The organism is Streptomyces sp. NPDC093065 (genome assembly GCF_044754585.1).
Lineage (GTDB): Bacteria > Actinomycetota > Actinomycetes > Streptomycetales > Streptomycetaceae > Streptomyces.
Genome location: NZ_JBIVPJ010000053.1, coordinates 1 through 9,674 on the forward strand (window position 1 = coordinate 1; position 9,674 = coordinate 9,674).

General features: G+C 67.3%; 11 protein-coding genes and 2 pseudogenes. 10 read left to right on the forward strand and 3 right to left on the reverse strand.

The features are described from left to right. Positions 1-94 precede the first annotated feature (94 nt). From ACIQFU_RS38355 to ACIQFU_RS38390, 8 genes are all read left to right on the forward strand, one after another. Positions 95-496, forward strand: a complete 402-nt coding sequence (locus ACIQFU_RS38355; RefSeq protein WP_402558001.1) for a hypothetical protein — start codon at positions 95-97, stop codon at positions 494-496. Beyond that, entirely contained in the window at positions 493-1,239 is a 747-nt protein-coding gene (locus tag ACIQFU_RS38360; protein WP_402558002.1) for a class I SAM-dependent methyltransferase, read from the forward strand. The genes ACIQFU_RS38355 and ACIQFU_RS38360 overlap by 4 nt, the downstream gene beginning before the upstream one ends. A gap of 673 nt (positions 1,240-1,912) precedes the next feature. Further along, entirely contained in the window at positions 1,913-2,413 is a 501-nt protein-coding gene (locus tag ACIQFU_RS38365) for a hypothetical protein (RefSeq protein WP_402558004.1), read from the forward strand. 525 nt (positions 2,414-2,938) lie between these two features. Further along, a complete protein-coding gene (locus tag ACIQFU_RS38370; protein ID WP_402558006.1) occupies positions 2,939-3,580 on the forward strand; it encodes a DUF433 domain-containing protein in 642 nt (213 codons plus the stop codon). Beyond that, the gene (locus ACIQFU_RS38375; protein WP_402558008.1) at positions 3,580-4,020 is read left to right on the forward strand and encodes a DUF5615 family PIN-like protein; all 441 of its coding nucleotides are present in this window, start codon (positions 3,580-3,582) and stop codon (positions 4,018-4,020) included. The genes ACIQFU_RS38370 and ACIQFU_RS38375 overlap by 1 nt, the downstream gene beginning before the upstream one ends. 244 nt (positions 4,021-4,264) lie before the next feature. Beyond that, complete coding sequence (locus ACIQFU_RS38380) at positions 4,265-4,468, forward strand: helix-turn-helix domain-containing protein (RefSeq protein WP_402558015.1); 204 nt, start codon at positions 4,265-4,267, stop codon at positions 4,466-4,468. Between the two features lie 80 nt (positions 4,469-4,548). Further along, positions 4,549-5,169 carry a TetR/AcrR family transcriptional regulator gene (locus ACIQFU_RS38385; RefSeq protein WP_402558010.1) on the forward strand — a complete coding sequence of 207 codons (621 nt, stop codon included), beginning with the start codon at positions 4,549-4,551 and terminating at the stop codon, positions 5,167-5,169. A 40-nt stretch (positions 5,170-5,209) separates the two neighbouring features. Then, complete coding sequence (locus ACIQFU_RS38390) at positions 5,210-6,388, forward strand: acyltransferase (RefSeq protein WP_402558012.1); 1,179 nt, start codon at positions 5,210-5,212, stop codon at positions 6,386-6,388. A gap of 12 nt (positions 6,389-6,400) precedes the next feature. On the opposite strand, the pseudogene ACIQFU_RS38395 reads toward ACIQFU_RS38390, so the two are convergent. Further along, a pseudogene (locus tag ACIQFU_RS38395) lies at positions 6,401-6,562 on the reverse strand (GlsB/YeaQ/YmgE family stress response membrane protein); the annotation flags it as partial. Positions 6,563-6,676: 114 nt separating this feature from the next. On the opposite strand from ACIQFU_RS38395, the gene ACIQFU_RS38400 reads away from it, so the two are divergent. Continuing rightward, positions 6,677-8,458 (forward strand): IS481 family transposase, encoded by a 1,782-nt coding sequence (locus ACIQFU_RS38400; RefSeq protein WP_402558017.1) that lies wholly within the window; start codon positions 6,677-6,679, stop codon positions 8,456-8,458. An 81-nt stretch (positions 8,459-8,539) separates the two neighbouring features. On the opposite strand, the pseudogene ACIQFU_RS38405 reads toward ACIQFU_RS38400, so the two are convergent. Beyond that, positions 8,540-8,647 (reverse strand): annotated as a pseudogene (locus ACIQFU_RS38405) (GlsB/YeaQ/YmgE family stress response membrane protein); the annotation flags it as partial. 276 nt (positions 8,648-8,923) lie between these two features. Between ACIQFU_RS38405 and ACIQFU_RS38410 the strand changes: the two are divergent. Further along, positions 8,924-9,073, forward strand: coding sequence for a twin-arginine translocase TatA/TatE family subunit (locus ACIQFU_RS38410; RefSeq protein ID WP_365558117.1), 150 nt, complete (start codon positions 8,924-8,926; stop codon positions 9,071-9,073). Between the two features lie 64 nt (positions 9,074-9,137). Here the strand turns inward: ACIQFU_RS38410 and ACIQFU_RS38415 are convergent. After that, positions 9,138-9,674: TerD family protein (locus tag ACIQFU_RS38415; protein ID WP_402558013.1), on the reverse strand; the 537-nt coding region annotated here is incomplete at its 5' end.

Here is a 9,674-nt window from a genome sequence, read left to right on the forward strand (position 1 = left end):
GCGATCCCCGCAACTACCTGGCCTTTCTCGGCCTCGCCGCCACCCTGTGCTGCTACAAGCGACTGATCCGCCTCACCACGTAGGACACGGTCTTATGGCCTTCGGCCTGCACAACCCGGCATACGTGAGACTCGGCATCTGGCCGGTGGCCCCGCTCGTCCACCCCCGGATGATCCGCTTCATGGAGCAGCTGCCGTACGATTACAAACGCGACAAGAGGATGTTCCGCGACCGGCTTCGGCGGGCGGGTCTGCCCGATTCCGTCGCGGCTCCGACCGAGCCGGAGAACTTCCTCGCGGTCATGGAGTCGGGACTGCGCACTTACGGACTGCCTCTCCTGGACGAGATGCTGACCGACTCCCTGCTGGTCGATCTCGGCTACGTTGATGCCGACGCCCTCAGCCGGGCCCGTGACCATGCCGAGCGGGCTCCCGCGGTGCCCGACCTGCTGTGCGACACGCTCGCCCTGGAAGCCGGACTGCGGAGCCTTGCATGAGCGGACTAAACATCACCGACCCCGGACACCTGGAAGCCTCCAACCTCTTCTACCGAGACCCCGCCCTGTACGACAGAGTGCAGACCGGCAGCGACAGTGCGAGCACCTGCCGGGCACTCGTCGATCGGCACCGCCCGGACGCCCGGACCCTACTGGACCTGGGCTGCGGAACCGGAAGAGACCTGGAGCTCCTGTCCCAGCACTTCGACTGCGTCGGCGTCGAGCTCCAACCCGGTTTGGTCGACTACGCCCGCCGCACGCGGCCCGACCTCGACATCCGCCTCGGCGACATGTGCACCATCCGGCTCGGTCATACCGTCGACGTGCTGACCTGCCTGGGGAACTCCCTCGCGTATGTGCACGACAATCAGGAAATCCAGGCGGTCTTCCGGACCTTCGCAGCGCACGCCCGCCCTGGGACGCTCCTCGTGCTCTGCTGTCCGGTAGCCCCGATCGAGCGTGACGGGCCGCACGAGACACAGGTCGAGACCGGCTCGGGCACGGCCCATGTGACCATTGGCTACGAGTGGGATCTGCGAGCCCAGATCAACACCACGCGTCGGCACTGGGTGTTCGCCTCAGGTGAGGAAACACGGGACCTGATCCGCCGACGTGTCCTCGGACCCCGCGAGCTGGAGTTGTACGCGTCACTCGCCGGCTTCGACGTCGTCCAGATCACGGACGGGACCGGAGCAGGCGCCTTGAACGGGCCGGTCGCGTACACCGTGGCGCGGTACCGGTGATCCGGCAGCGCCGGCGACTGCGCACGCGTGACCTGGCCGGGGAGCGGCGGGTCGTCACCGGGAACCGCTAGGTACTCCAGTGCACTCTGCAAGGTGTGGCCGTCTGGAAGGCATGGCCGATCAGTAAGCAACGCGGGGGGTGCGGTGAGCGAGGTGCTCTACGGCGAGCGGTCCTGGAATCCGCTGGCACGGATTGTGGAGTTGTCCGAGGACGGGCTGCGTAGAGGCGGCAGGACCACACCCTTGAGCGAGCTGAACCTCGGTGCCATGGCCGAGGCGTTCCACCGCGGTTGCTGGCTCGGGGGCGGCGGGGCTGAGCGCCCGCTGGAAGGGCTGGCGGAGGCGGCCGGTGTCGTCCCGGTGACCCGTATCACCGGGACGGCCACGCCGGTGAGAGTGCGGCAGGCCGCCGAGTTCGCCCGCACCCTCGGCGAGCTGGCGGTAGCGCGGTGTGGCGGCCCCGGCCAGGTGGCTGCCCTGGCGGAGCGGTCCCGGGCCGAGGGTGTACCCCTGTGGATCGCGCGGAGGCACGCACCGGGGCCCGCCGGGCCGATCACCGTGGCCGTGGACCGGCGCCTGGTGCGCGTCGACGTCTGGGGGGCCGCACCCGCCTGTCGTACGGATCCGCGCCCCGCACGGCTTCGACCGCGAATCCGCCCAGCTGGCCAAGGGCTTGCGACTGACCGTCGGCGAGGCGACCGCGCAGCTCAGCCTCAGGAAGAAGCTGCGCAAGTCCAAGAGTTGCGTGGAGGTGCGTCTGCCGGGGCTGCCCGGGCAGCACTGGGTGCTGCGGCGGGAGGACTCGACGAGTTCCTCGCTGCTGCGTGACGAACGCCGCGTCGCCCTGCTGACGCGTCCCCCGCGTCGACCCGCCGTGGAGCCGGGGTCGGTGCTGCTGCCGCTGGCTCCCGTCCGGTACGAGAGCGCCGACCCGTTGGACGCTGTCATGGCACAGGTCTTCTCCGTCGCCTTCGGGCTCGGGGACACGACGGGTCTGGCGCGGTTCCGTTCGGTCCGGGGCCCGATGAACGGCGGTGAGCCGGTCGCCACCGACGAGGAGTGGGACCGCCCCTGGTACAGCAGTCTCGGCCTCGGCGGTGACGACAACGAATCCGGTGACGGGGACGGTTGGGGTGCGGACGGAGGAGACACCGGTGACGGTGGTGGCGACTAGGGACGGTCACTCGGCGCTGTCCCGGCGCAGCCCGTGGGCGTCGCGCGGCGCCGATACTAACCGCGTCCCCGCGCGTCGGCAGGAACGCGGTCACCTGTGAGCCGGTGCCCGCCTCACAGCTCTCTCCGGTGCACGGCACAGGCAGAGTCGATAGCGTGCCGTCTCTGACGCTCGGCCGGGGTGCGTCGTTCAGGAGACGGCGGCTGCGCAGAGCGTGGCAGCCGCGACGAAGGCACCGAGTGATCGTTGTGACGAACCCATGGTCTCCTCCTCTCGGAGGCGGTCCCTCTTCACGTTCCCAGCCTTGGAACGGTCATCCGCACACTTGCTGGGCGACCGGCATTCCTCGATCGGCGCGGGAAGGCGTCCCAGGCAGTCGCCGTGACCGGCCGCTCGAAGCCTTTCGACAATTTGCGGCAGCCCTTCGCCTGCTTCGGCCAGCCCTCCGTACGTCCTGTAGCGTCCTGGTGCGCACTGCTGGGATGCTGGCGTATAGAGAATCCTGAGGACTGGAGGGAGTGGACCATGGCGTACTCGACACGTATGGCTGCGGCTCTCTCCGGGGCCACCATCGGGCAGCTGCGCTCTTGGCGGCAGGACCGAGGCAACGGCCCCATCCTCTGCCCGGAACTTGCGACCAAGCCTGCCCTGTACTCCTTCCGGGACGTGCTGGCACTACGGGCGTTCGCGATCCTGCGCCAAGACGTATCGCTGCAGAAGATCCGCAAGGCACTGGCCACGCTGAAGCGAGTCGGCGAGTTCGAGCACCTATCCAGCTACTCCCTGGTCGCTGAAGGTGACTCCATCGTCCTTGTGGGTGACGCCAAGGATGACCACGCAACAGACCTCGTCAAGCACCCTGGGCAGCGGGTCATCGCGACCATGGGCGACATCCTCCAGGAGTTTGCCCCCCGAGCCGGCGTTGTGGTCCCACACCTTCTACGGCCCAAGCAATACGTCAGCGTGGATCCGGAGACGCAGGGTGGTAAGCCCGTGATCGCCGGCACTCGCGTACCGTTCGAAGCCGTCGCGGAGCTGGTGGAGGATGGCATCCCCCCTGAGCAGATCGCCGATTACTACCCCGGCGTGACGGCGGAGGCTGCCCGCGATGCTGTGTCCTTCGCGCTGTACGTGGACAGCTACAGCCCAGGACCGCGCGCTGCCTGATGCGAATCCTCATCGACGAGAACGTACCGGTACAGATGCTGGAGATGCTCAGGCGACTACTGCCCGGGCACGAGGTGCGTCACGTCAGTGAGATCAAGTGGGCAGGGAAGAAGGATCTTGCTCTGCTTCCCGACGCCGCGAAGAGAGGCTTCGAAGCCTTCCTTACCAAGGACGGCCGTCAACTGGAGGACCCTTCGGAGACGGCCGCCATCAAGAAGTCCGGCATGCACCACATTCGGTTCAGCCACGCTCACAAGGGCATGGTGGGCTTGGGCCTGGCCATGGGAGCGGTCATCGCCGCCATGCCGTTGATCGTCCGTGAGGTCGAGTCGATGGAGGGCCAGCAGCTCGTTCACATCAAAGGGCTGAATCCCGGCAGCAAGCAACGGTTCGACCTGGTTGATCCTGTCAAGGAGCCGCCTCGCTACTGGCCGCGCTAACCGTCGTCCCTACGTCGGCCGCCATCGTCGGTCCCGATTCGCGGCTACCTTGAGCCGTCCTCAATGGCCTCGAAGATGTCTGCGTCGGTCCCTTTCCGCCAGTCGGGCAGGTCGGGCCAGTCGGCGACGTATCCGGGCCTCGGGTTCTCGATCTCGACGCCCAGCCATGGGGTAGGAAGCCTGTCTCGAGAAGGGGCACACAGCCAGAGACCCGACCACGTGCATCACGACTGAGCTGGCCCGCCTGCTCCTCGTCCTGCGGACCGAACGTGTTTGGTCCGCGTACGACGTCGAACGGCGCAGTGGTGTCAGCCGTTCGACGCTGTCACGGATGGAACGAGCGGTGACCGACCCGACGGTGACCATGCTCGCTGCAGTGTGCCGAGCGTACGGCTGCCCTGCCTCGCGCCTCCTCGCTGAGGCCGAAGTTCGCGGTCAACGCCGCTGACCCGGACTTGTAGGTAGGCCACCTTCCGGGAAAGAGCGTCTCGGGCGGTCTCCGTACGTGTGCTTGGCTACGCTGCGAACATGCAGGTGGAGAAGGGTGATCTCACGGGGCGGGCGCGGCTGCGGAATGCGGCGCTGGAGCTGTTCGCCGAGAGGGGGTTCGAGGCGACGTCGACGCGGGCGGTGGCGGCGGTGGCGGGAGTCTCGCCGGCGTTGGTCACCCGCCACTTCGGTTCAAAGGAGGGGCTGCGCGCGGCGGTCGACAAGGACGTGCTGGACCGTATCGGCAGCGAACTGGCCGATGTGGATTCCGATGCTGGCCTCATGGAGTCGCTGGGGGCAGTCTCGGCTCGCCTGTTCGGAGCGGACCCGGTGCTTCGAGGCTATCTGCGGCAGGTCTTGCTGGAGGACAGCGAAGCCAGTGCGGCGCTGTTCGGGAGGCTGCTGAGCGGAGCGCGGGCGGAACTGGAACGACTGTCCGATGCCCACGGTGCCCGGGAGGGCAGTGGGGCCGACAATGCTTGGGCGCCGTTTCAGATGCTTTGCCTGATCCTTGGCCCCCTGCTTCTGGAGCGGGTGATGCAGCCCAACCTGGAGGATCCGATGTTCGCTCCGGACATTCTGCAGCAGCGCAGCGTGGCCAACCAGCGTCTGCTGCTCCAGGGCTTCTATGGCTGCCTGGAGGAACGGCACGGGGGGTAGCCCCAGTGTCAGGTGTACATGTGTTGAGGAAACTCAGCACATGTACACATCCATGTTGCGAAACCATCGCCTGGAGTGGGTGGACAACCTGCGGGTCGCCCTGACCGTCCTGGTTGTGCTTCACCATGCCGCCCAGCCCTACGGCCCTGCCGACTGGTGGTACGTCGAGGGGCAGCCCCGTTCCGGAGCCCTCGCCACGCTCTCCGCCATTGACGGCTCCTTCTTCATGAGTCTGTTCTTCTTCGTCTCCGCCGTGTTCATACCCGGCTCCTACGAGCGCCGTGGCGCCCGGCGGTTCCTGGGCAGCCGGCTCGTACGGCTTGGAATCCCCGTCGTAGTGGGCGCCCTGACGATCGTGCCGGGGCTGATGTACGCGTACTTCGTGCACTATCGCGGCTATCCGCCGATGTCGTTCCCGCGCTACTTCACCGACGTGTACCTGGGGCTGGGCGACGAGCCGGCGGGCTGGAGTGGTCCTTCCTGGCCGGATCTCCAGTTCGGTCACCTGTGGTTCGTCCAGAACCTGCTCGCGTACACCGTGGTGTACGCGGCTCTCCGCCGGCTGAGCCGCCCGCTGCGGTTCCCGCACGGCAAGCCCGGGCGTGCTCTTCCGTTGCCTGGGCACCGCGCACTGGTGGTGCTGACCGTCCTCTTGGCTGCCGCCACGTTTTTCGTCCGGCTGCGCTATCCGCTCGACGAGTGGGTGCCTTTCCTGGATTTCCTCCAGGTCGAGCCCGCCCGGGTGCCGCAGTACGTCACCTTCTTCGCGTTGGGAGTCGTTGCCGCACGTCAGAACTGGCTGGAGCGCTTCGATGCCGGGGTCGGACGCGTGTGGCTGGGCGTAGGAGCGACGGGCGTTGCCCTGCTGTTCCTGGTGGGCCCCGACTCCAACCGCTTTGGACCGGGAGGGGCGGATGTCCCGTCCGCGTCGTGGGCGGCCTACGAGAGTCTGCTGTGCGTTGCCCTGTGCGTCGGACTGCTCACGCTCTTCCGTGAGCTTGTGCAGGGCAGCACGCCGTGGTCTAGGGAGATGGCGGCGAATTCCTATGCCGTCTACATCATTCATCTACCGGTGGTGGTCGCCATGCAGTACGGCCTGGCCGACCGTGGCCTGTCCGCGGCCGGCTCGTGCTTCGTCGTCTTTGTCCTCGCCGTGCCGTCCGCCTTTCTCCTCGCGGCAGGGCTTCGCCGACTGCCGGCCGTGCGGCGGGTGCTGTAAAGCCCTGACGTGTCAGCGACGCGCCTTGGCCCGGTCCAGGGCGGCCACACCGAGTGCTGCGAGAGCGATCTGGATCAGCCACTCGACCCAGTCGACGCCGTCGGTGTCGGCAACGCCGAACGCTGCGGCAAGTGCCGAGCCGATGAGGGCGGCCACGATACCGACCGCGATGGTGTCGTGTGTGGCCTCAAGACATAGACGACAGAAGAGTCTCAGGAGAGGGTTGACGGCAGTCTCGGGACATTCTTGACGGCCGCGATCAGCTCCTCGATCCTTGACGTTGTGGCGGTGGGGGAAGATTCCGAACAGGGTCCAACGTGGCTGGTAGAGCAGCGATACCGCGCTGTCCTTGAAGTGCTCGACGGTTCTCCAGTCAGCGAAGTGGCCGTTCGGTACGGCGTGTCGCGCCAGACGATTTACACCTGGAAGTCCAGGTACGACGCCGGTGGGCTCGAAGGATTGCGTGAGAAGTCCCGGCGTCCGCGGTCCAGCCCCACGCGGGTACCGGCCGCGGTCGAGGCCCTGGTCTGTGAGATGCGGCGGGCAAACCCCCGTTGGGGTGCCCGGCGGATCGCCTTCGAGGTCGCTCGGACCAGTCCCGCCGCAGCTCCGTCACGGGCAACGGTGCATCGCATTCTGGAACGCAACGGGCTCATCCGGCAGCAGAAGCAGCAGCATCGCCGCAAGTACCGGCGGTGGCAGCGCGAGACGCCGATGCATCTGTGGCAGCTGGACCTGGTCGGCGGGGTCTACCTGGCCGACGGCCGCGAGTGCAAGATGCTCACCGGGATCGACGATCACTCCCGGTTCATCGTCGTCTCCACCGTCCTGGCGGTGCCATCCGGGCGGGCTGTCGCGGACGGTTTCGTGCGCGCGATGCGAACCTACGGGGTGCCGGCGGAGGTCCTCACCGACAACGGCAAGCAGTTCACCGGCCGCTTCACCAAACCCCGGCCCGCTGAGGTGCTGTTCGAGCGTGTCTGCCGGGAGAACGGCGTCACCGCCAAGCTGATCAAGCCGTACTCACCGACCACGACGGGAAAGATCGAGCGGTGGCACCAGACTCTGCGCCGTGAACTCCTTGATGTCTCCGGCCCGTTCGCTGATCTGCCCACCGCCCAGGCCGCCGTCGATGCCTGGGTGCACACCTACAACACGGCCAGGCCTCACCAGGCCCTCGACATGGCTAGCCCCGCCAGCCGGTTCCGGCCGAACCAGCCCCCGGAACCGACGATCGTCACGGCTGAGACTCCCGTCGAGGAACCGTCCATCGAGGCCGAGCCCGCAGCGCCGGTCACCATGCTGATTCCGACCTCGGCGCCGCCCATGGAGTTCGAGACCGTCGTCGCAGCCAGCGGCCTGGTCGGCGTGCTGCCCCGCGTTCAGCGGGTCAGGCTCGGCAAGGAGCACGCGGGACGCCGCGCACAAGTGTGGGCGGACGAGCAAACGGTCCACATCGTCATCGACGGTCAGCTGGTCAGGAGCGTCGCGTCGTGTCTCGACGCCGCCAACCTGCACGAGCTTGCGATGCGAGGGGCCGTTCGGGCAGGGCCGCCGCCAGCAGCCCCTGCCGCGGGTCGGCTGGGGCGCCTGGAACCCGGCACGGTGATCGAGGTGGACCGGAAGGTCGACCTGAGCGGTGTTGCCAGCCTCGGCAAGACCGAGGTGACGGTCGGATACGAACTCGCAGGACAGCGCGTCACGTTGCGCCTGGACGGACACCTGATGCACGTCGTCCATGACGGCGTGCTCGCCAAGACTCTGCCCTCACCGATCGATGCCGACCAACGCTCTGGCCTGCGCGGCGCCAGAGTCTCTTCGGGCCAACTACCCGCACCCGCGGCCGGCGCAGTCCACGTCGAGCGCAAGGTGCCTGCGGACGGAGTCATCATGGTCGCTCGCCAACGGCTACGCGTCGGCCGTACCTACGCCGGCGAGATCGTCACCGTCCACGTTGAGGACACCTACTTCCGCATCACACTGAACGGCGCTGACCTCGCACTTCACCCGCGCAAGAACCAGCACCCGGTCACCCGTTTCAGGGCAAAAATCCATGCCCCCAAGCTCTGAGCCACGATCCAGCATCTCCTGAGACCGTCAACGATGTCATGAGGACAAGCTGTCAACCAAGTCCCGAGACCTCACACCACAGATGGTCCACAAGATGCCGATGCGCTGCCGCCCGGGGATGACGAGGCGGCCCAGGACGCCGATGACGATGCCGATCACGATGGCGCTGACGATGCCGGAAATCTCCATGTCTGACCCTCCATTGCCTTTACCTCGTGCTTATTTCATGCGTACGAATGCCCCTTCGAAGCGTCGGCAGTCCCGGCCTGCGAGAGCCGGGTGTGGACGCGTTCGGGAGGAGGGGGGCGGGCGAGCCGGAACCGTCATACCGGCCACCGCGGCCGGAAGGCGTCCTTGCTGGTTGATCAGGTCTGCAAGAGACTTCTACAGCACTGTAGTTGGCGCGGTGCGGTCGGTGATGCGTCCGTCGCCGGTCTGCGCTCGTCCTGGAAGGGAGCGGACCCGGTGTTCGGTCTGAGCGAACTGGCCCTGGTGCTTCTCGTGGTGATCGTCGTCCTCGGAGCCAAGAAGGGACCGGAGTTGATGCGCTCGGCAGGTAAGGCGGCGCGGATCCTCAAGAGTGAGAAGAAGGCGCTCAAGGAGGACGAACGGTGAGCCGCGTCGGGCAGGGCGGGGGCCTCGGTCCTGCTCTCGCCGAGCAGGACCGAGGCACTTCGGTCTAGACGTTGACGCCGAAGTCCGCGGCGATGCCCGCGAGACCCGAGGCGTACCCCTGACCGACGGCGCGGAACTTCCACTCGGCGCCGTGCCGGTACAGCTCGCCGAAGACCATCGCGGTCTCGGTCGAGGCGTCCTCGGACAGGTCGTAGCGGGCGAGCTCCTGGTTGTTCGCCTGATTGACGACGCGGATGAAGGCGTTGCGGACCTGGCCGAAGCTCTGCCCCCGGTTCTCCGCGTCGTGGATGGACACCGGGAAGACGATCCGGTCCACCTCGGCCGGGACCGCGGCCAGGTTCACCTTGACCGCCTCGTCGTCGCCCTCGCCCTCGCCGGTGAGGTTGTCGCCGGTGTGCTCGACCGAGCCGTCCGGGCTGGTGAGGTTGTTGTAGAAGACGAAGTGCCCGTCCGAGAGCACCTTGCCCGACGCGTCCAGGAGTAGTGCGGAGGCGTCGAGGTCGTAGTCGGTGCCGGTCGTGGTGCGCACGTCCCAGCCCAGACCGACCAGCACGGCGGTCAGGCCGGGCGCCTCCTTGCT

Coding starts and splice junctions, on each gene's coding strand:
- ACIQFU_RS38355 (WP_402558001.1), top strand. CDS start 95: ATGGCCTTCGGCCTGCACAACCCGGCATACGTGAGACTCGGCATCTGG.
- ACIQFU_RS38375 (WP_402558008.1), top strand. CDS start 3,580: ATGCGAATCCTCATCGACGAGAACGTACCGGTACAGATGCTGGAGATG.
- ACIQFU_RS38360 (WP_402558002.1), top strand. CDS start 493: ATGAGCGGACTAAACATCACCGACCCCGGACACCTGGAAGCCTCCAAC.
- ACIQFU_RS38390 (WP_402558012.1), top strand. CDS start 5,210: ATGTACACATCCATGTTGCGAAACCATCGCCTGGAGTGGGTGGACAAC.
- ACIQFU_RS38370 (WP_402558006.1), top strand. CDS start 2,939: ATGGCGTACTCGACACGTATGGCTGCGGCTCTCTCCGGGGCCACCATC.
- ACIQFU_RS38385 (WP_402558010.1), top strand. CDS start 4,549: ATGCAGGTGGAGAAGGGTGATCTCACGGGGCGGGCGCGGCTGCGGAAT.